Raw genomic sequence first — 21,989 nt, 5'->3', positions numbered from 1 at the left:
CCTTGCGAAAAGGACGAAACCGCCGCTTCACTCCCGGGCGGCAAGGTAGTCCAGACACGCCGCCCGGTCCGGCAAACATCCCTGCGCCATCCACCAGTCCCGACCGGTTCTCAGCCATTCCCCCATTCCCGGCCCCGGCTGGACGCCCTGGGCGATGGCATCCTTGCCTGACAGCGGAAACTCGGGCTGCGGCATAGCCTGCAATCGCGAACGGAACTGGTCCCAAGCCGGATCGGGAGCCCCTGAAAGCCGCGCCTGCTCCAGCCAGCTTCGCGCCACCAGGCGCTCCATACTCTGTTCCACACGCAGACGCCGCAGATCATCATCCGATGAGGCCAGTCCAAGCACAGGCTTGTCTGCGGACCATGCTTCGATCCTTGCACAGTCCGCGTTGGACAGTTTCAGACGCTCTCCCAGTTCGTGGCTTCCGTGACGACAGAGCGCAAACAGGCGAAGCAGTGGATCAGCGGGCGCATCACAGTTCAGCAGGCGATTGAGAGAAGCCGGTTCCGGAAAAGGCAGAATGACCTGAAGCAGCCCGACCCGCTCCATCGCGGCAATCGTTTCCGAAAGGCGGGGGCCAGCCAGTATTCGCAGAATTTCCGATGCGATCCGTTCAGCCGAAAGTGTGCCAATCAGTCCAAGTTGTCCTGATATCGCTTCGCAGGCGGCCCTGTCAGGAGCCCCATCACCATATCGCGCATCAAACCGGAAAAAACGAAGCGCTCTCAACGCATCTTCCCCGATCCGGCGCGATGCTTCCCCGACGAACCGGACACGGCGGTTCTTCAGATCCTCGCACCCCCCGAAATAGTCGTGAAGCGTATCGTGACGGTCCAGAGACATGGCATTGATGGTGAAATCCCGCCGGGCCGCGTCTTCCGTCCAGTCCTGCGTCCAGGCCACGACCGCATGGCGACCGTCCGTTTCCTCATCGCGCCGCAGGGTCGTGATTTCGTAGGGTACCTCCATCAGCACCGCCGTCACGGTACCATGAGAAAGACCTGTCGGGATCACACGGATTCCCGCTTCCTCCAGTCGACGCTGCACGTCTTCAGGCGGCTCCGGAGTCGCAAGATCCAGATCATGAACAGCAACCCCCGCAAGTAGGTCCCGCACCGATCCACCGACAAGCCGCGCCTCAGGCAGGATGTCCCAGATCCGCTCCAGCCCTCTCCGGTCCGGAAGCTGCTCCAGCAGGCCGGATTTCTGCATCACGCGGGGCGCGAAAGCGGAAAGAAGCAGTCCTGACTCCAGACACCCAGACAGGGCTGCCCCTTCACATGTCCGGGAACGGCAAGGGCCGCGAGTTCGTAATGCAGGGCGCGCGTGATTCGCGCCTGAATGGGGAATGCTCCCTCGCCATCACGGACATGCACATACGGCACTGCGGCGCACTCGTCAGAGGGCCGATCCCAGTCACATGACAGGGGGTGTTCGGGCCCGACGCAGATCAGTTCGTCCATGTTCGTCCGGAAACACAGATTCTGCTGACGCCCACAGGTCCCGCGAAAATCCAGCTCAACCGCTACAAATGGCGCATCCTCGACCTGGATGATGCCCTGTTCCATCGGCGTTTTCAGCCAGTACGTCCCTTCGGGATCGCGGGTCAGCATCGAAGAAAACATGCACAGCATGGCTTTGCGTTTGATCGCAGAGCCCCGGTAGAGCCAGGTGCCATCGCGCTGAATAAGAAAAGGTAGCAGCCGGGGGCCCGCACCGGGCGTTCCGGGAAAGGAAGACGGGGGCATCAGGGGATCTGGAGACAGGGAGACGTCAGGACGGGCCGCCTGCCGGAACTCATGATCGCTCAATTTTCCCTCCAACTGCATAAAAACTCTCTTCTCACACCAACTTGGGTGCAATCGAGCCTTGATGAAACCCCCACACCTGTCAGACTGGCGTCATGAGCGAGCAGCAATATTCTTCCGGCGTTTCCGCCGGCACCCTGCAGGGCGAGGCGGACGTGGCTGAAGCCGACCGTCTGGCCCCGGTTCTTCGTCACGTCCGTCAGGCCATCGGCGAAATTGTTCTCGGCCAGGACAGCGTCATTGAACAGGTGCTTGTCACGATCCTGTCCGGTGGTCACGCGCTTCTGATGGGCGCGCCGGGCTTGGGCAAGACGCTTCTGGTCAATACGGCCTCCCGCGTGCTGGGTCTGGACGCCACGCGCATCCAGTTCACGCCCGACCTGATGCCTTCGGACATCACGGGCGCGGAGATCCTTGATCAGGATGCGGACGGGCGTCGTGCATTCCGCTTTCTCCCCGGCCCGATCTTCGGCCAGCTTGTCCTTGCCGACGAAATCAACCGTGCCAGCCCGCGCACCCAGTCCGCCCTGCTTCAGGCCATGGCGGAACGCCGTGTCACGCAGGGTGGCAAGGATTACGCCCTCCCGCGCCCATTCCACGTTCTCGCGACCCAGAATCCGATCGAGCAGGAAGGTACCTACCCCCTGCCCGAAGCGCAGCTCGACCGTTTCATGCTCCAGATCAGCCTCGGATTTCCGGATCGGGATGCGGAACGCCAGATGCTGCTTCAGACGACCGGCGCCACGACACCAACGGTGTCTGCCCTGATGAATGCCGAAAGCCTTCTCGCGGCCCAGAACCTCGTCCGACGCCTGCCCGTCGGCGATCAGATCGTGGATGCGATCCTGACACTGACGCGCTCGCTGCGCCCGGAAGATCCATCTGCCTCGCCAGAAGTACGGGATGCCGTGTCCTACGGCCCCGGTCCCCGTGCGGCGCAGGCGCTGATGATCGCAACCCGGGCCCGTGCGCTGCTTGATGGCCGTCTGGCACCCAGCCTTGATGACGTCGTGGCCCTCGCAAGCCCGGTCCTGTCCCACCGTATCGGACTGGGCTTTGGCGCCCGCGCCTCGGGAACGGATCGCGAAGCCCTGATCCGCAAGCAGGCGCAGGCCCTCCTCTGATCGCCGTGAAAAGTCCGTCTGATACCCTGCGCAGCTTCTTCCGCCGCAACCGGGGCACCGCATCCGGCACGCCGTCCGCACAGGCAGAAAGTCTGGCTCTCCCCGCGCTCGTTCTTGAAGCCGAAAAGATTGCCGCAAGCCTGCAAAGCGGTGTTCACGGTCGCAGACGTTCAGGCGCGGGCGAGGATTTCTGGCAGTTTCGCCCCTATCACACCGGCGAACCCGCAACGTCCATCGACTGGCGGCAGTCTGCCCGCTCTCCGGTCGAGGACACGTTCTGGGTCCGTGAACGCGAGCGGGAAAATGCCCAGTCGCTGATGCTGTGGTGCGACCCGTCGCCATCCATGCAGTGGCGCTCGTCCGATGCCCTGCCGACCAAGGCGGAGCGGGCCCAGCTCTGCACGCTGGCGCTGGCTTCCGCATCCCTTCGGGGTGGTGAGCGCGCGGGACTGCTAACCGGGATTGAGGCGGGACGTGCGCTGGCTGGCCGACAGGTCCTACCGCGGCTGGCCGCCTCCCTCCTGCATCCCGATGCGGACGAACCAGAGTTCCCGCGCATGGCGCTCGTTCCCTCCCGCTCCGATCTGGTCGTGATCAGCGATTTTCTGTGGGACGAAGACCGTATCGACACCTTTCTCAAGACCTGCGCCAGCCGCCCGGTAAGAACCCATCTTCTTTGCATTCTCGATCCTGCGGAACGGGAGCTGAAACGCTCCGGACGAATCCGTTTCGAGGGCCTTGAAGGCGGCGTTCTGACGCTTCCGGCGATGGAAAGCCTTGGCCCCGCCTATGAACAGGCCATGAATGCCCATCTCGCAGCCCTGAAACAGAATGCGGCGTCTTTCCATGCCGACTGCATCGTGCATGATACGTCGCAGAACCCGCTTCCCGCCCTACTGGCGCTTCACATGGCCCTGGGAGGCGGCCGATGATCCTTCTCGCCCCGTTCCTGCTGCTCGGTCTTCTCACGCTGCCCGCATTGTGGTGGCTGGTCCGTGCCACGCCGCCCGCTCCGCAGGAGCAGTCCTTTCCGTCCCTGTTGATCCTGAAGCGGCTGACCGCCCGGCGTGAAGATGCAGCCCGCTCTCCGCTCTGGCTCCTGCTTCTGCGCATGGCGGCCGTGGCCCTCGTCATTTTCGGACTGGCCCGCCCTGTGCTGACGCCACATCAGGCTGAAGCCGGCAACGGTCCTCTCACCCTCGTTCTCGATGATGGCTGGGCCGCCATTCCCCACTGGAACGAGCGTATTTCCGCGGCTCTGGCCCTCGGCGAGACTGCGATCCGCAGCGGTCAGGATGTGACACTCCTGCATGCCGCGCGAGCGCCCGATGGCGCGATGCCTGAAGCGTTCACGACACATGACGCGCACGCTTTGTCTGAACATCTGTCCCGCCTGCGTCCTCAGCCCTGGCCCACTGACCGTCAGGCACTCGCGACCCTGCTCCAGCACCGGGACTTGTCCGGCCAGCGCATGATGATCCTTTCGGACGGGCTGGCCACAGGCGGAGACACCGCTCTGCATGGGGCGCTCGCAAAGGCCCGTTCCGTTCAGGACATGCGCTGGAATGGCTGCAACATTCTGCGTCTTGCCGCGTCTACCGGCCAGGACGGCGCCCTTCATGCCAGAGTGGACACGCTCTCCTGCCCGACACGGACCATGACGCTGCATGCCGCCAACGCCAATGGCGGAACACTCGCGGCGTATCCCGTCAAAACCGGTCAGGACCAGACCATTTCGCTCCCGCCTCTCCTGCGGAACCAGCTCGATCATCTGACACTGGAAGGCGCGACCGGCCCGGCTGCTGTCCATCTGATGGGACAGGCCGATCACCGCCGCCCCGTGGGCATCCTACAGACGCCCGGCGATGCCACGCCGCTCGTCGGATCGGCCTTCTTCCTCAACCGCGCATTGCAGCCCATTTCCGACCTGCATAGCGGGGACGCCACGGCCCTTCTCGGTGCCCCCCTGTCTGTCCTGATCGCAACCGACGGGGCGCTTTCCGGCGATCAGACGCGGACCCGCGTCCTGAACTGGGTCCGTCATGGCGGCATGCTCGTCCGTTTTGCAGGCCCCGGCCTCGCTGCCGATCAGGCTGCGGATTCCGATGCCACGTCCGATGCGCTCCTGCCCGTCCATCTCATGAGCGGGATGCGGCAACTCGGCGGTCCCATGTCCTGGGGCAAGCCGCAGACGCTGGCGTCGTTCCCCGAGACCTCACCGTTCTCGGACCTGACGATCCCGCCCGATGTCACTGTCTCCCGACAGGTGCTGGCGAAGCCCGAGACCGGCCTGACGGATCATGTCTGGGCCGCGCTGAGTGACGGCACACCCCTCGTCACCGCACGGGCAGAAGGCAATGGCGAGATCGTCCTGTTCCATGTCACGGCCTCGCCCGACTGGTCCAATGTGCCCCTGTCCGGCCTGTTCCCCGATATGCTGGAACGCCTGATCGAACGTTCGGCCGGCGTTGCAGGCGGCGGTCCTTCGGAACTGGCACCATGGCGCATCCTTGGAAGCGACGGGGGGCTCGTCATGCCGCCACAGGCTGCACGCTCCATCCGCGCCTCGGATCTGACCCATACACCCGTCTCGGTCAGTCACCCTGCCGGGCTCTATGGTCCGGCCCACGGAACGCGCGCCCTCAACCTGGCCGATACCGCACCACAGATGAAGGAAGAGCCCCTGCTCGGAACCGCGATCTCACCGGACGGCGCCCATGCGGATCGCCCGATTGGTCCCGCGCTGATGGCTGCGGGCCTGCTGCTGCTGCTGCTGGATCTGGTCCTGTCCCTACGCAGGCGGGGCCTGCTGGGTGCTCTGGCGGTCGCCGGTCTCCTGCTTCTGCCAATGGCCCAATCCCACGCTCAGGCACCGGCTTCGCTTCCGGCAACAGTGCCGCAGGCCGCACTCGAGACACGGCTGGCTTATGTTCTCACGGGGCATGACGATATCGACACCGTCTCCCGCGAGGGACTTCAGGGCCTCTCCGATTATACGACAGCCCGCAGTTCCGCGACGCTGGGCCATCCGGACGGTGTCACGCCGGGCAAAGATGATCTGGCGTTCTATCCACTCCTGTACTGGCCGATCAGGCCGGATGCCCAGCCCGATGCTGAACGTACCAAAGCCCTCAACGCCTTCATGGATCATGGCGGTATCCTGCTGATCGACGAGCAGGGCGCGGGGACCGATACGGATTCCGGAACCAGTTCCGCAGCCCGGGCCGCGCTTCAGCGCGTGACGGACGGCCTCGTCGTGCCGCCGCTCGCCAAGCTGACCGAAAAGCACGTTCTGGCGCACACCTTCTATCTGCTGCACAGCGGCTTTCCCGGCCGCGTTGCCGGGCAGCCGGTCTATGTCGCGCGCAACGGGGACGAGGCGAATGATGACGTCAGCCCCGTCATCATCGGCAATGGCGACTGGGCGCATGCCTGGGCCGTAGACGGATCGGGCAACCATCCTTTCGCGGTCATTCCCGGGAGCGAGGACCAGCGCACGCAGGCTTACCGTTTCGGCGTGAACATGGTCCTGTATGCCCTGACCGGAAACTACAAGAACGATCAGGCCCAATACCCCGAAATGCTCCGCCGTCTCGGCAGTCCCGATCCGGGAGCAGCGGCCGCCAGCCCCGACAGCGTTGATGAGGAGGACGCACCATGATGTTCGACCTTTCTCCCATGCTGCCGGTCTGGCTTCTGATCACTCTGGCCGTTCTGACCATTGCAGGTGCACTCTATGGAGCCGTGCGTGGCGCGCGCGGCATGCTCTGGCGGGCACTGGCGGTTCTGGCTCTTCTGGGCTGGCTGTCCGGACCGCGTTCGCTCCATCCGGTGCTGCGTCCCGTGCCGCAGGATGCCCTGCTGGTCGTGGACCGCTCGGCGTCCATGCAGGTCGGCCACCGGACCGCCATCGCGGATCAGGCCGCCGAACAGATCATGCAGGACGCAGCCCATCTTCCGGGGCTGACGCTGCACCGCGTGGATGTCCCCGGCGGCACCGGTCACGGAACCCGTCTGTTCGAGGCGCTGGACCACGCCGATCTGCCGCAGGGGCGTTTCGCGGGAGCCATCGTCGTGACCGATGGCATGGATCATGACGTTCCGCCCCATCTGCCCCCCCGCTTTCATGGGGCGAACGGGCAGACGCTTCCGCTGCATCTTCTGCTGACGGCGCATGGCGAGGAACAGGACCGACGCCTGCGCATCCTGAGCACACCGCCCTATGCCATCGTCGGGCAGAACGCCACGATCCGCGTTCAGGTAGACGATCTGGGCGCTCCGAACGCTTCGGATGCCATTCTCACGATCCGCTCCGGCGACGCCCCGCCGCAGACACGCCCCATCCAGACCGGTACGCCGCAGGACATCACGCTGCCGGTCCAGCATCCCGGCGAGACGCTGGTCGGCCTGTCCGTATCCCCTCTGGCCGGGGAAGCGTCCACCGAGAACAACAGTGAGGTCGTCCGCATCCGTGGCGTCCGGGACAGGCTGCGCGTGCTGCTGGTTTCGGGTGTGCCCAATCAGGGTGAGCGCGTCTGGCGCCGTCTGCTGAAGGCCGATCCATCCGTGGATCTCGTTCACTTCACCATCCTGCGTTCCCCGAACACCGATGACGGCACCCCGCTGTCGGATCTGGCCCTGATCCCCTTCCCCATTCGGGAACTGTTCCAGGAAAAGATCCGCAGCTTTGACCTCATCATTCTGGACGGCTTCCGCAACAGCAACATCCTGCCCGACGAATACCTGACCAATATCGCCGATTACGTGCGCAATGGCGGCGGCCTTCTCGTCACCGCCGGACCAGAGTTCACGCAGGACGGCACTCTTCAGGACACCAGCCTCGCGCAGGTTCTGCCCGCGCATGTCGGCACGGACGGAATCGTTACACGCGCTTTCCGGCCCGCCCTGACCGATCTGGGTAAAACGCATCCGGTCACGGCTGGCCTGACGGAAGACTGGGGGCCCTGGTACCGTGCACTTCGCCCCGACCAGTCCCATGGCGAGGACCTGATGCACGGCCCTGACGGAGCACCGCTGCTTCTTCTGGACCGGGTGGATCGTGGGCGCGTAGCCATGCTGATGTCGGATCAGCTCTGGCTCTGGTCGCGCGGTGAAGGCGGCGGCGGACCGCAGGCCGAACTCCTGCGCCGCCTGTCGCACTGGCTGATGAAAGAACCGGACCTCGAGGAAAACCGTCTCACGGCCCGGATCGAGAACGGACAGCTCACCGTAGAGCGTCATGCCGCTGGTCAGGCGGTTTCACCTGAAGCCTTCGTGACCGCCCCGGACGGCAAGCGCCAGCCCCTGACACTGACCCGGACGAACGGCGTCTGGCACGCCACGGCCCCTGCCACGATCCCCGGAATCTGGAGCGTCCGGCAGGATGGTCTCGTCGCTTTTGCCAGCCCGGTCTCCCATGATCCGCTGGAACGTCAGGATCTGCGCGCAACTGCGACCGTCATGGGCGGTACAGCCAAAGCTTCCGGCGGAACCGTGTCATGGATCGCGGATCACACGCCGCATCTGCGCCAGGTTCCCACAGGCTCGGCCATGAGCGGTTCGGACTGGATGGGCCTGCCCATCACCACCGCAGCAGTCGCAGGCGAGACCCGGACGAAAGACCTCATTCCCGCCTGGGCGGCCCTGCTCGCAGCCCTGATTTTCCTCGCAATCGGATGGTGGCGGGAGGGGCATTGAAAAAATGTCACATTCCGCCCCCCTCAGGACGCATCTGCAGACTCGCACAGGACGATCGATCACAGTATATTGGCATTATGCGACTGCTCCCCACCCTGCCCCGCCTGCTGCTCGTTGCCGCTCTGGCAATGACGCCGACGATTCTCGTACCCTGGCATCATGCCCAGGCTCAGGATGCCGACGACGCCGAGGCTGAACAGGAAGCCGAGGCCAACCAGAAAAAGGCCGAGGCGCGCAAGGCCGCCCAGCGCGCCGCTCCCCCTTCCGCCCTACCTGGAGCAGAAGGGTCCGGCGACGATGCCGGTCATGCCCGCGCCGACGTGAACCCGACCACGGCTCTTTTTGACGCCATCAACCGGGGCTCGCTGAATGCCGCCAAGGAGGCGCTCAACCGTGGTGCCGACATGGGCGGGCACAATGTGCTGGATCAGACGCCGCTGGACATGGCCATCGACCTGAATCGCAAGGACATCATGTTCCTGCTGCTGTCGATGCGAACCTACAACCCGGATGGCAGGATCGAGAACAGCGTCTCCGATCATGGGATCGAGATGAAGAACGGCAATGGCCATCTGACGATCGGCGGCAAATCCGTCACCCCGCAACGATCCCTGGTCGCAGCCACTCCCCATTTCGATACAAGCGGAGGCAAAGCAGATCCCTCGGTCGGCTTCCTCGGTTTCGCAGGACACTAGGTTTTCTGACCCAGACACAAAAAAAAGCCGGAGATTAGCCTCCGGCTTTTTTCATACCCACAGCGTTCAGCCGTCAGCCGACGTTGCGCAGTGCCTGACTTTCCTGCCTCAGCACGTCAATCTGGACGAACTGACCGTCCCGCTCGAAATACCAGAACGTCCAGCCATTGCAGGACGGCGCATTGGTCAACATCGCACCGAGCTTGTGAATGGACCCGCGCTGGCTGCCCGACACAAGCGTACCATCGGGCGTGACTGTCGCCTTGAGACGCTTCTGCCGATCATAGAGCAGCGTTCCGGCCGGGAGTGCTCCCGTCTCCACGAAACTTCCGAACGGAATACGTGGCATTTCACGCTTGGCAGGCGTCGTCGCCAGTTGTTCGGACGTCAGGCGCTCTTCACGCGCCACACGCTCCCGCGCCGCCTTGACGTAATCCGGATGCCGTTCAATGGCGATGTAATGACGTCCCAGACGCTTCGCCATCGCCGGCGTCGTTCCGCTTCCGCAGAACGGATCCAGCACCACGTCATTGGCATTGGTGGATGCCACCAGCACACGATGAAGCAGGCTTTCAGGCTTCTGCGTCGGATGAAGCTTCAGGCCGTGCTCGTTCTTCAGGCGCTCATTTCCCGTGCACAGCGGCAGATACCAGTCCGAACGCATCTGAAGATCGTCGTTGAGGGCCTTCATGGCCTGATAGTTGAACCGGTACTTGCTCTGCGGACCACGCGCCGCCCAGATCAGCGTCTCATGTGCATTGGTGAAACGTCGCCCGCGGAAATTCGGCATCGGGTTGGACTTGCGCCAGACGATATCGTTCAGGATCCAGAAGCCCAGATCCTGCATGATCGCACCCAGCCGAAAGACGTTGTGATACGACCCGATGACCCAGATCGTGCCATCCTTGTGCAGGATCCGGCGCGCTTCACTGAGCCATTCGCGCGTAAAATTATCGTAGGTCGCGTAATCCGCGAACTTGTCCCAGTCATCATCCACACCGTCCACGACAGTTTCGTCCGGACGGCGCAGCTCGCCGCGTAGCTGAAGGTTGTACGGTGGGTCGGCGAAAATGCAGTCCACGCTCCCATCGGGAAGCGTCTTCATCGTCTCGATGCACTCTCCACGCAGGATCTGGTCGACGGGAAATTCACCGCTCATGCTGCGTGTGCCTCTGCTTCAATCATGTTTCGTATTGGCGCGAACCCGCGCCTGTGATGGGGTGTCACCCCCCGGAGCTTCAGACCCTGCATGTGCGCAGCCGTGCCGTAACCGGCATTACGCTCCCAGCCATAGGCATCATGCCGTATCGCCAGACGCGCCATCAGGCGGTCCCGAGTCACCTTGGCGATGATGGAAGCCGCCGCAATGGACAGGCTGATCCCGTCGCCACCGATCACCATTTTTATGGGGCATGGCAGCTTCGGGGCATGTTTGCCGTCCACAAGCGCCAGATCAGGTGTCCGGCCAAGCCGGGACAGGGCACGCCGCATCGCCAGATAACAGGCCTGGGCAATATTGATCTGTTCGATTTCCGAAACAGATGCCGCACCAATGCCAATCAGAGCCTGCTCATCGGCAATCAGGGCCTCATAGGCCAGTATCCGGCGCCGGGCTGTCAGTTTCTTGGAATCATCGAGCAGGGAAGACAGGGTTTCTGACGGAGGCGCTGTGAATGCGACGGCAGATGCCACAACCGGCCCCGCCAGAGGACCACGCCCGACTTCGTCGATCCCGACGACCAGCCCCCCATGGGCAGCTTCAAGGGCGTAATCCGGCATTCCTGAGCATTCTCCCCGACAGATCACCCCGAAAACAGGTGACCGAATCGGTTGTGAATCATGGCGACTCGAAAGGGAAGCCTAAAAATGCATTATTCCCAAGTTTAGTATGTCAAGTGTGGTTCGAAAGACTCTTTCCCCGAGGCTTCAGAGTTCTTCCTGATCGTCATCCTGCCCGGACACCGGCGGTTTCGATGGCGCGGGCTGATTCATCTGCCCCTGACGGGTCTGAAGTTCGCTCTCGATCTGGGGAAGCTGGTAGATCTTTTCCGTCACATTGGCCGCCAGCAGCACCAGACTGACCAGCAGCAGGGACAGGCCGCGCCCGACGATCTGCCGCCGCCGCCAGAAGTATCCCGGCAAAAACAGCCACCACCAGAAACCCGGCGGCGTCTGTCCACCTTCACGGATGGAATTGCGGTCCAGCGTGAAAGCCGTGAAGAACAGGGCCAGTGACATGATCCCGATGATGGAGAACGTCCCCATCCGCTCACTGTCCGGAATCTGGCGCCAGTCGAGAATCAGAAGCGTCAGACGCTGGATCAGCCATGGTCCGACCAGCAGGACCCAGGCCCAGTGTTCCGAAATGCCCGAGGACATGCGCAGGAGGCCCGTCAGCGGAGACACCAGCCCGGCAGCGCTGGCCGGTCGCCAGGCCTCGCCAAACTCCGGCGTCCAGACCAGCGTCTCGGGCCTGATGCGCTGCTGCATGATCAGGCGCAGGATTTCTTCACGGGAAACGGGACCGGCCTGCTGCCCGTTGTTCTCGTAAAACCATTCCATGCAAAAAAGCCTCCCGGATTACTCCGGAAGGCTTCTAGCACAAAGACCCTGCTGTGGTCGAAAGGGCCGTTGCCGCCTCAGGAACTTTTGCGACCGAACAGCAGTCCGCCCACGATCATGCCCACAACCGTGGCAATCACCAGCGAGATCAGGGGACGATCCTGAACGAAAGCCGTTGCGGCCTCGAGCTTGGTTTCGCCCTCATCATACAGATCGGCGAATTCCTGCTGCGCCATGCCGGAAAGCTGGTCGAACTTGCCTTCTGCCTGAAGCTTGGCATCGCCGGTCAGACCGCCAACACCGTCCTTGACCTTGCCCTTGACGTCATCAAGGAGGCCCTCGACCTTCGTTTCAGTTGTATCAGCCATCTTGTTCTCCTCTGTCCGGATAAACCTGTGTCCGCATTCCAACGCGTGACGGGAGCATCCGGTTCCAGTCCGATATGATCCCTGACCGGAAAAGAGACAAGCCCCACGAACAAGTAACAGAACGTATCATTTACGCTCATTTTGCCTTTCATTACCAAAACTGAACAGGATTTAAGGTCGCGTCATGGCAGGCGGGGACCACCTGCCGTATAAGTATGGAAACATACAGCATCGCCGCCTGAGAGCACTGCGCTCTGGTATACGGGAAAGACAGAACCACCATGGATCAGCAGACGGCCGGCTCCAGCGACCGCCTTACGAACAGCACCGCCCAGTCCGCCCCACCTCCCGCACGGTCCCGTCGGCGCTGGATCCTCTGGGGCGTTGTCCTTCTGGTCGCTCTTCTGATCCTGTTCGCGATCTTCCGTCCCCATGGCGCGACGCACAGACATGGTCATGGCTCCGCCGCGACCGACGGAAACGTCCAGCCCGTCGCCGTTGCGACCGCCCATACCGGCGACATGCCCGTGATCTTTCAGGAAATCGGTACGGTCGTTCCGGTCACGAACGTGACCATCACGCCCCGCGTCAACGGCCATATCGCGGCCGTCTATTATCAGGAAGGCCAGCACGTCCATAAGGGTGACGAACTGGAACTGATCGATCCGCGCCCCTACGAGGCCACGCTCGCCCAGTATCGCGGCACGCTTGCCGCGGATATTGCGCAGCTTGAAAAGGCCCGTGTGGACAACGCCCGTTACCAGCGCCTGATCAAACAGAACTCGACCTCGGCCATGACGGCCCGGGATCAGGAGTTCACGGTGCAGCAGCTTGAAGGTCAGGTCGAGTTCGACCGCGCCAATGTCCGCAACGCCGAGCTGAACGTGATGTACTGTCACATCATCGCCCCGGTCGAAGGCCGTGTCGGTATCCGCGCCCTCGACGTTGGCAACTATGTCACCGCTGGCCAGTCCGGTGGGCTGACGGTCCTGACACAGATGCAGCCCATTTCCGTGATTTTCACGGTTCCGCAGAACCAGCTTGGTGAAGTCGCAACACATCTGCGTGAGGCCGGCGAGCTGACGGTCGAAGCCTGGAACAGCGACAACACCCAGAAACTCGCCACCGGCACCGTCAAAGCCCTCGACAGCCAGATCGACACCTCCACCGGAACGGTCCGGATGCGTGGCATTTTCGCAAATGAGGACGAGCACCTCTTCCCGAACCAGTTCGTTAACCCCCACCTGCTGGTCACGACACTGCACAATGCCCTGCTCATCCCCGGCAACGCCCTGCAGACCGGCCCGGATGGCCGCTTCGTCTATCGCGTCAAGCCGGACATGACCGTGGAAGTCGTCCCCGTTACCGTGGGCACGACAGACAGCACGAATGCCGTAATCCAGAAGGGCCTGAATGATGGCGACCGCGTCGTGACCGATGGCGTCAGCCATCTGCGTCCGGGCCAGAAGGTCTCAATCCCCGATACCTCTTCGGCAGCAAAGCAGACCACGGAAGCCGAACAGCAGACGGCTGGCCAGCACCGTCGTCACCGGAACGGCCAGCAGAGCTCCGATGCACCGCAGAAAACGAACGATCCGTCCTCGCCCGCCGATACCGGCAACCACTGATCGCCGACCAGAACAGCAAGATTAGGGAACAGCAAGACCGTGAATCCGTCCCGCCTGTTCATCGAGCGCCCGGTTGCCACCAGCCTTCTGATGTTCGCCATCCTGTTGAGCGGTCTGCTCGGCTACCATTTCCTGGCCGTGTCGGCCCTGCCGCAGGTCGAATATCCGACGATCACGGTCTCGACCTTCTATCCGGGTGCCGGCCCGGACGTCATGAGCACGTCCGTCACCGCGCCGCTGGAAACCCAGCTTGGCCAGATGGCCGGGCTGGACCAGATGACGTCCCAGTCGTCCGGTGGCGCCTCGGTCGTGACCCTGCGCTTCGGGCTCGACATGTCGATGGACGTGGCCGAGCAGGAAGTGCAGGCGGCGATCAACAACGCCACCTCCCTGCTGCCCAGCGATCTGCCCGCGCCCCCGATCTATGCGAAGGTCAATCCGGCTGACACCCCCGTCCTGACGCTCGGCATCACGTCCAAGACGCTGCCGCTTCCCGAGGTCGAGGATTACGTCAACACGCGTCTTGAGCAGAAGATCAGCCAGATTTCCGGCGTCGGCCTCGTCACGCTGTCGGGCGGCAACCGCAAAGCCTACCGGATCCAGGTCAACATTCCGAAGCTGACCTCCTACGGCATCGCGATCGACACACTGCGGACCATCATCAGCACGGTAAACGTCAATTCGCCGACTGGTACGTTCGACGGCCCCAAACGCTCCACCTCGCTGCGCATCGACGGTCAGATCCAGTCCGTCGAACAGCTCATGAACCAGGTGATCGCGTACCAGAACAATGGCCCGATCCGAGTGCGCGACATCGCAACCGTCGTCGAAGGTGCCGAAAATGCGCAGCTCGCCGCCTGGTCCAACCGCACGCCCGCGCTGATCCTGAACGTACAGCGCCAGCCCGGCGCGAACGTCATCGGCGTCGTGGACAACGTGCTGCGCGTCCTGCCGCAGCTCAAGCTCGACCTGCCGCCTGGCATTGACGTCACGCCCCTGACCGACCGCACCACGACCATCCGCGCCTCGGTCAATGACGTGGAATATGAACTCGCACTGGCCATGCTGCTGGTTGTGGGCGTGATCTTCGTATTCCTGCGGAACGTTCCGGCGACGATCATTCCCAGCCTGTCCGTCCCGCTGTCGCTGATCGGCACGCTGGCGGCGATGTATCTGCTGGGCTTCTCGCTCGACAATCTCTCGCTGATGTCCCTGACCATCGCGACCGGCTTCGTCGTCGATGACGCCATCGTGGTGATCGAAAACATCGCCCGTTACGTCGAGGCCGGCGAAGACCGCTATACTGCCGCCCTGAAAGGCGCGGGCGAAATCGGCTTCACCATCATCTCGCTGACGGTCTCGCTGATCGCCGTGCTGATCCCGCTGCTGTTCATGAAGGATGTCGTCGGGCGTCTCTTCCATGAATTCGCGATGACGCTGTCCATCACCATCATCATTTCCGCCATCGTCGCCCTGACGCTGGTCCCGATGATGTGTGCACGCCTGCTGTCTGACACGCATGCACCCTCCACGAAGAACACCGTGTGGAGCCGTCTGTCCAACAGCACCGAACGCGGCATCAATGCGCTGATCGCGGGCTATGGCCGCTGGCTCGACGTCGTGCTGCGCTTCCGTGTCACGACCCTTCTGGTCACACTCGGCACGATCGTCCTGACCGGCGTTCTGGCCTGGACCATCCCCAAGGGCTTCTTCCCGACACAGGACACCGGCGTCATCCAGGGCATCTCCGTGATGTCGCAGGCCATTTCCTTCGAGGGCATGAAGGATCGTCAGGCCGCCCTTGGAGACGTGATCCTCAAGGATCCGGACGTCGCCAGCATCTCGTCCTTCGTCGGGATCGACGGCCAGAACATGACGCTGAATGTCGGCCGCTTCCTCATCAACCTCAAGCCGCGCGAGCAGCGGACAAGCGATCTCCAGACAATCCTGCGCCGCCTGTCTTCCGTCGGACAGCAGGTGATCGGCGCCGAACTCTATGTCCAGCCGATTCAGGACCTGTCGCTGGATTCCTCGATTTCCGCCACGCAGTACCAGTTCATGCTGGAAAACCCGGATTACGACACCTTCAAAACCTGGGTGCCGAAATTCGTGGATGCACTGCGCAAGGAGCCGTCGCTGACGGATGTCACGTCCGATCTTCAGGCCGAGGGACTGGTCGCCCAGCTCTCGCTCGACCGTCCGACCGGTGCGCGTTATTCCATCACGCCGCAGACGATCGACAACCTTCTGTATGACAGCTACGGCCAGCGCCAGATCACCACGATCTATACGCAGTCCAACCAGTACCGCGTCATTCTGGAAGCCGATCCGAAACTCCAGACCGATCTGACCTCCCTGAGCCAGCTCTACCTGCCGGGCATTTCGTCCGAAGCCGGTGGCAGCACGTCGGGTCCGACACGCCAGCCGACATCCGGTCTCGTGCCGCTGTCGCAGGTGACGACGATGACACATTCGCTGTCGCCGCTGCTCATCAGCCATTACGGCCAGTTCCCGGCCACCACCGTCTCGTTCAACGTGGCCAGCGGCTATTCGCTGGGTACCGCGACCGACGCCATCGAACGCGTGGAAAAGCAGATCGGCCTGCCGCCCGAGTTCCAGACCGCCTTCCAGGGCACGGCTGCGGCGTTCCGCTCGTCGCTATCGAACGAGGTCTGGCTGGTCATGGCGGCCGTGATCGCGGTCTATATCGTGCTGGGCATTCTCTATGAGAGCTACGTCCATCCGATCACGATCCTCTCCACCCTGCCTTCCGCCGCCATCGGTGCTCTGATCGGGCTTTATCTGTTCGGGATGGATCTCGACATCATGGGCATCATCGGCATCGTGCTGCTGATCGGCATCGTGAAGAAGAACGCCATCATGATGATCGACTTTGCGCTCGAAGCCGAACGTCTGGAAGGCCATACCCCACTTGAATCCATCAAGCGCGCGGCCCTGCTCCGCTTCCGTCCGATCCTGATGACAACGCTGGCCGCCCTGTTCGGCGCCCTGCCCCTGCTGGTCGGTACGGGTGTCGGCTCCGAACTGCGTCGTCCGCTGGGTGTGGCCATCGTCTTCGGCCTGATGATGTCGCAGCTCCTGACCCTGTTCACCACGCCCGTCATCTATCTGTTCATGGATGAACTCGGCACGAAAACCCGCGCCTTCATCAAGCGCCACCGTCGCAGCAGCCCGCCGTCACAGCCCCCGAAACCCCAGACCTCCAACCCCCAGACAGGCGCTCCGTGAATCTGGTCCGCCTCTTCGTTCTGAGGCCCGTCGGCACGACGCTGCTGGCCATTGCTCTCGTGATCGGCGGCATCATGGGGTACTTCACCCTTCCCGTCGCCGATCTTCCGGACGTGGACTTCCCGGTCATTATGGTGACCGCGAACCAGCCCGGCGGTTCCCCCTCCGAAATCGCAAGCACGATCGCCGGACCTCTGGAACGCCACCTGGGCGCAATTTCCGGCGTGACCGAAATGACGTCGGAATCCACGGTCAACCAGACGCGCATCACCCTTCAGTTCGATCTCTCTCGGGACATCAATGGCGCAGCGCGTGACGTGGAAGCTGCCCTTCAAGGCGCGCGGCAGGACCTGCCCACGACCCTGCGCAGCAACCCGACCTACATGAAGGCAAACTCGAACGGTCCACCCGTCCTCGCGCTGACGCTGACCTCCAGCACCCGGACACCCCAGGAACTCTACGACTTCGCCAGCAACATCCTCATCCCCCAGCTCAGCCAGATCCAGGGGGTGGGTGATGTGGACATCCGTGGCGCATCCCTTCCCGCCGTGCGCGTCGAGATCAATCCGCTCCGCCTGTTCCGCTACGGGATCGGCTTCGAGGATCTTCGCGCCGCCCTGGCTTCCGCCAATGCCCATACGCCCAAGGGCTTTCTGGATGCCAACGGCGCGCGCATGATGCTGTCCACCAACGATCAGGCCACGAAGGCAGAGGAATACCGCGACCTGATCATTGCCTATCGCGACAGCCAGCCCGTCCGTCTCACGGATGTTGCGGAAGTCAATGACGGCGTCGAAGATCTGCGTCAGGCCGGCTATCTCAACGGTGAGGCTGCCATCATCTGCACCGTGTTCACGCAGGGCGGGGCCAATGTCATCAAGACGATCGACGGGATCCGCACCCGTCTGCCCGTGCTTCAGTCCGCCCTGCCCGGCAACACCGATATCTCGATCCTGATCGACCGTTCCAAGACGATCCGTGCTTCACTGAACGATACGAAACAGACCCTCATCATCGCCGTCGTCCTTGTGGTGGGGGTCGTACTGCTTTTCCTGCGCAGCCTGTCCGCCATCATGGTTCCGGCGATCGTGGTCCCGGTCTCGATCGTCGGCACATTCGGCGTCATGTCGCTGATGGGATACCAGCTCGACAACATGTCGCTGATGGCCCTGACGATTTCGACCGGCTTCGTGGTCGATGACGCCATCGTCGTGCTGGAAAACATCACCCGCTACATGGAGATGGGCTACGACCGGCAGGAAGCCGCCATCAGGGGCACGACCGAGGTCGCCTTCACCGTCGTCTCGATCACCGTCTCGCTGATCGTCGTTTTCGCCCCGATCATGTTCATGGGCGGGATTGCTGGCCGCCTCTTCCACGAATTCGCGATGACCATGGTCATCACGCTCTGCATCTCCCTGGTGCTCTCCCTGACGCTGACCCCCATGATCAGCGCCCAGCTCCTGACCCATTCGAACGATCAGGGACCGGGCTTCTGGAAAAAAGCCGGCCGGTTCTGCGAGCGCATGATCAACGCCACCACCGCGGGGTATGGCAGATCGCTGGACTGGGCGCTGGGCCACCAGTTCCTGATCGCGCTGTCCCTCCCCGCCACGCTGGTGCTCGCAGGTGTGCTGTTCGTGAAAATGCCCAAGGGCTTCTTCCCGTCCGAGGACACCGGACAGATCATGGGCCGCGTGGTCGCCGACCAGTCGATCTCGTTCCAGGCCCTGCAGAAGATCGTGGTCAAGGCCATGAAGGTCGTCGCGGCCGACCGCGACGTCGTAGGCGTCATGGGGGGCGTGGGCGGACGTTCAGCCAACTCCGCCAACATATTCGTGGCCCTGAAACCCAAATCCGAGCGCACGGACGATCTCGCCACCACCATCCAGCGCCTGACCCGCAGGTTTTCCCATACTCCCGGTGCCCAGCTCCGCCTGATGGCGCCGGGCAGCGTGCGCATGGGCGCGCGCTCCGGCGACGGCGCCTACCAGTATTCACTGGAAGGCGCCTCAGCCGAAGACCTGTTCGAATGGACGCCCCGGATCGTGGCGGCGCTCTCGAAACTGCCGCAGCTCATGGACGTGACCTCGAACGTGGAACAGGGCGGACAGGGCATCAACATCGCCATCAACCGCGATACGGAAGCACGCTATTCCGTCACCCCCCAACTGATCTCCAACACGCTCTACGATGCCTTCGGCCAGCGCGCGGCCTCCATCATCTACGGCAACCTCAACCAGTACCGCGTCGTCATGGAAGCGGCGCCGCGATACTGGCAGGACCCGTCCATGCTGAAACAGATGTGGGTCAGCATCTCCGGCGGGACAGCAGCAGGCGGAACAGCGTCCAACAACATCCGTGTCAAAGCCGCGACGACGGCCACCACCCTGTCCCAGAGCGAGATTTCCTATCAGAACTCGGTCGCCAACGCGCTCGCCGGTGGCAGATCGGCTTCGAGCGGTTCAGCGGTCGCCACAAGCGCAGCCACCATGGTTCCGCTCTCCGTCGTCTCACGGCAGCGCAACACGAATACAGCCCTGACCGTCAGCCATCAGGGGCAGTTCGTCGCCACAACGATCTCGTTCAATCTGGCCCCGGGTGTCTCGCTTGGGCCGGCTGTCGATGCGGTTCAGGCGGCCATGGTCAAGCTGCATGTCCCGTCGGACATTCATGGCGGATTTGCCGGCAACGCAGCTGCCTTCCAGCAGTCGGCCAGCAGCGAGGTAGTACTGATCCTGGCCGCGCTTGCTGCCGTCTATATCGTTCTGGGCATTCTGTATGAGAGCCTGATCCACCCGCTGACGATCCTCTCGACCCTGCCTTCTGCGGGTGTGGGTGCCATTCTTGCCCTTCAGGTCTGCGGGGAAGAGTTTTCCCTCATGGCCATGATCGGGGTGATCCTGCTCATCGGCATCGTCAAGAAGAACGCCATCATGTTGATCGACTTCGCCCTGGTGGCACAGCGTGAGGGCCTGTCCGCCACGGATGCCATCCGGCAGGCCAGTCATCTGCGCTTCCGCCCGATCCTCATGACCTCACTGGCGGCAGCCTTTGGCGCCGTACCCCTGATCATCGGCAACGGCTATGGCTGCGAACTCCGCCGTCCACTGGGCATCGCGATCCTTGGCGGCCTCGTGGTCAGCCAGCTTCTGACGCTCTACAGCACACCCGTCATTTTCCTGTATCTCGACCGGTTCGGACGCGCCATGGGCCGTCTGCGGGCCCATATCGCCTCCTTCTTCCATCTTTCATCCCGGGAAACACAGTCCTGATGACCGCCCTCCGTAAGTCTACCCTGCGCACTGCCCTGCTGGGGGCAGCAACCCTGCCTTTCCTGAGCGGCTGCATCGGCGGCATGATCGGGCCGAACTACCATCGCCCGAAGGCCATCATCTCTGCGAAGTTCAAGGAATCTCCTCCCCCGCCGGGCTGGCAGATGGCCGCCCCGGACCTTGCAAAAATGCCCAAGGGAGACTGGTGGACGATCTTCAACGACCCCGTCCTGAACGATCTGGAGGAACGCGTTGCCACATCCAACCAGAGCCTGAAGGAATACGAGGCGCAGTACCGCAAGGCTGCTGCCACGATTGATTCGATCCGGGCCCAGCTCTTCCCGACCCTGAGCGGCAAGTTCAGCTTCAACCGAAACTCGCAGGGCGGCAGCACCTCGAATGCCAGCAACGGCATCCCCTACACCTCCAGCCAGTCCTACACTTCCAACACCTGGACCACCGGCCCCTCCGCCAGCTGGACCGTGGACGTCTGGGGCATGATCCGGCGCCAGGTTCAGGAACAGGTCGCCGCCACACAGGCTGATGCCGCGCTCGTCGCAAACATGCGCCTGTCCTACCAGCTTCAGCTCGCAGAGGACTATTTTGACCTGCGCTATCAGGACAGCCTGATTGCGCTCTATGCCCGCAACGTGGATCTGTACCGTCACAATCTGGAGATCCTCCAGAACCAGCTTGATGCCGGTGTTGCTGACCCGACAAGCGTTCTTCAGGCCCGATATCTCCTGCAATCCACACAGGCCAACCTGTCCAATGCCCATATTGCCCGCGCGCAGTACGAACACGCGATTGCCACGCTGACGGGACGCGCTCCAGCCGAGCTCACTCTGGCCCCGTCCCCCCTCCCCGAGACGATCCCCGCGGCCCCCGTTGCGGTTCCTTCCATGCTGCTTCAGCGCCGGCCGGACGTGGCGCAGGCCGAACGCAACATGGAGGCCTATAATGCGGAAATCGGATATGAGATCGGAGCCTTCTTTCCGCAGGTCACCCTCTCAGCCTCCTATGGCTACAGCGGCAATCCGCTTGAGCAATTAATCCAGACCGCCACGCGGACATGGAGCCTTGGTGCCGCAGCGACCGAAACCATTTTCCAGGGGGGCGCCCGATCCGCAGCGGTTCGCAGTGCGGAAGCCGACTACGACAATGCTGTCGCCACCTATCGGCAGACTGTTCTGGCAGCACTTCAGGATACCGAGGACCAGATGTCCGGCCTGCATTATCTCGACCAGCAGCTGGCGCTTCAGAACGCAGCCGTAAAATCCGCAGAAGCGGCGGTTCAGGTCTCGATGAACGAATATCTCGCGGGCACCCAGATCTATACGACGGTCATCACCGCCGAACAGAATGCCCTCCAGTATCAGGAAACCCAGCTCAGCGTACGGCAGCAGCAGTTTCTGGCCGAGGTCAGGCTCATGACGGATCTGGGCGGTGGCTGGACCACACAGCAGCTTCCGACCAAGAACTCACTGCAGACGGACAACCCGCTTCTCCCGTCCTTTATCCAGAGGGACAAGAACGGAAACTGAGCAACAAAAAAAGGGCGGGGCCATCGGCGCCCGCCC

At 62.8% G+C, this 21,989-nt stretch carries 15 protein-coding genes; 9 read left to right on the top strand and 6 right to left on the bottom strand.

Annotated features, from left to right (window positions below):
* Positions 1-27: 27 nt before the first annotated feature.
* The gene (locus tag ABF859_RS03205) at positions 28-1,218 is read right to left on the bottom strand and encodes a CCA tRNA nucleotidyltransferase (protein ID WP_415526048.1); all 1,191 of its coding nucleotides are present in this window, start codon (positions 1,216-1,218) and stop codon (positions 28-30) included.
* On the bottom strand, positions 1,215-1,751 hold the full coding sequence (locus tag ABF859_RS03200) for a DUF1285 domain-containing protein (RefSeq protein WP_415526191.1): 537 nt from the start codon (positions 1,749-1,751) through the stop codon (positions 1,215-1,217). The genes ABF859_RS03205 and ABF859_RS03200 overlap by 4 nt, the downstream gene beginning before the upstream one ends.
* 155 nt (positions 1,752-1,906) lie before the next feature.
* Here ABF859_RS03200 and ABF859_RS03195 point away from each other — a divergent pair, with 155 nt between their 5' ends.
* The 5 genes from ABF859_RS03195 (at position 1,907) to ABF859_RS03175 (ending at position 9,327) form a co-directional block, all read left to right on the top strand.
* The gene (locus ABF859_RS03195) at positions 1,907-2,935 is read left to right on the top strand and encodes an AAA family ATPase (RefSeq protein ID WP_415526046.1); all 1,029 of its coding nucleotides are present in this window, start codon (positions 1,907-1,909) and stop codon (positions 2,933-2,935) included.
* Positions 2,936-2,940: 5 nt separating this feature from the next.
* Entirely contained in the window at positions 2,941-3,867 is a 927-nt protein-coding gene (locus tag ABF859_RS03190; RefSeq protein ID WP_415526044.1) for a DUF58 domain-containing protein, read from the top strand.
* A complete protein-coding gene (locus ABF859_RS03185) occupies positions 3,864-6,596 on the top strand; it encodes a DUF4159 domain-containing protein (protein ID WP_415526042.1) in 2,733 nt (910 codons plus the stop codon). The genes ABF859_RS03190 and ABF859_RS03185 overlap by 4 nt, the downstream gene beginning before the upstream one ends.
* Entirely contained in the window at positions 6,593-8,632 is a 2,040-nt protein-coding gene (locus ABF859_RS03180) for a VWA domain-containing protein (protein WP_415526040.1), read from the top strand. The genes ABF859_RS03185 and ABF859_RS03180 overlap by 4 nt, the downstream gene beginning before the upstream one ends.
* Before the next feature lie 77 nt (positions 8,633-8,709).
* The gene (locus ABF859_RS03175) at positions 8,710-9,327 is read left to right on the top strand and encodes an ankyrin repeat domain-containing protein (protein WP_415526038.1); all 618 of its coding nucleotides are present in this window, start codon (positions 8,710-8,712) and stop codon (positions 9,325-9,327) included.
* A 73-nt stretch (positions 9,328-9,400) separates the two neighbouring features.
* Here ABF859_RS03175 and ABF859_RS03170 read toward each other — a convergent pair whose 3' ends face one another.
* From ABF859_RS03170 to ABF859_RS03155, 4 genes are all read right to left on the bottom strand, one after another.
* Positions 9,401-10,486, bottom strand: coding sequence for a site-specific DNA-methyltransferase (locus ABF859_RS03170; protein ID WP_415526036.1), 1,086 nt, complete (start codon positions 10,484-10,486; stop codon positions 9,401-9,403).
* Positions 10,483-11,106: a ribonuclease HII gene (locus ABF859_RS03165; protein ID WP_415526034.1), complete on the bottom strand. Its 624-nt coding sequence runs from the start codon at positions 11,104-11,106 to the stop codon at positions 10,483-10,485. Before ABF859_RS03165 ends, ABF859_RS03170 begins: the two co-directional genes overlap by 4 nt.
* 147 nt (positions 11,107-11,253) lie before the next feature.
* On the bottom strand, positions 11,254-11,889 hold the full coding sequence (locus ABF859_RS03160; protein ID WP_415526032.1) for a DUF4339 domain-containing protein: 636 nt from the start codon (positions 11,887-11,889) through the stop codon (positions 11,254-11,256).
* Between the two features lie 77 nt (positions 11,890-11,966).
* A complete protein-coding gene (locus ABF859_RS03155; RefSeq protein ID WP_415526030.1) occupies positions 11,967-12,257 on the bottom strand; it encodes a CsbD family protein in 291 nt (96 codons plus the stop codon).
* A gap of 281 nt (positions 12,258-12,538) precedes the next feature.
* On the opposite strand from ABF859_RS03155, the gene ABF859_RS03150 reads away from it, so the two are divergent.
* The 4 genes from ABF859_RS03150 to ABF859_RS03135 are packed head-to-tail and all read left to right on the top strand — an operon-like array spanning position 12,539 to position 21,953.
* Positions 12,539-13,885, top strand: coding sequence for an efflux RND transporter periplasmic adaptor subunit (locus ABF859_RS03150; protein ID WP_415526028.1), 1,347 nt, complete (start codon positions 12,539-12,541; stop codon positions 13,883-13,885).
* Between the two features lie 39 nt (positions 13,886-13,924).
* Positions 13,925-17,134, top strand: a complete 3,210-nt coding sequence (locus tag ABF859_RS03145; protein WP_415526026.1) for an efflux RND transporter permease subunit — start codon at positions 13,925-13,927, stop codon at positions 17,132-17,134.
* Complete coding sequence (locus tag ABF859_RS03140) at positions 17,131-20,409, top strand: efflux RND transporter permease subunit (RefSeq protein WP_415526024.1); 3,279 nt, start codon at positions 17,131-17,133, stop codon at positions 20,407-20,409. The genes ABF859_RS03145 and ABF859_RS03140 overlap by 4 nt, the downstream gene beginning before the upstream one ends.
* Positions 20,409-21,953: an efflux transporter outer membrane subunit gene (locus ABF859_RS03135; RefSeq protein ID WP_415526022.1), complete on the top strand. Its 1,545-nt coding sequence runs from the start codon at positions 20,409-20,411 to the stop codon at positions 21,951-21,953. The genes ABF859_RS03140 and ABF859_RS03135 overlap by 1 nt, the downstream gene beginning before the upstream one ends.
* Positions 21,954-21,989: the final 36 nt, after the last annotated feature.

The sequence above is a fragment of the Gluconobacter sp. genome (assembly GCF_047722525.1).
Taxonomy (GTDB): Bacteria; Pseudomonadota; Alphaproteobacteria; order Acetobacterales; family Acetobacteraceae; genus Gluconobacter.
This window is presented reverse-complemented; position numbering and strand designations above follow the sequence as displayed.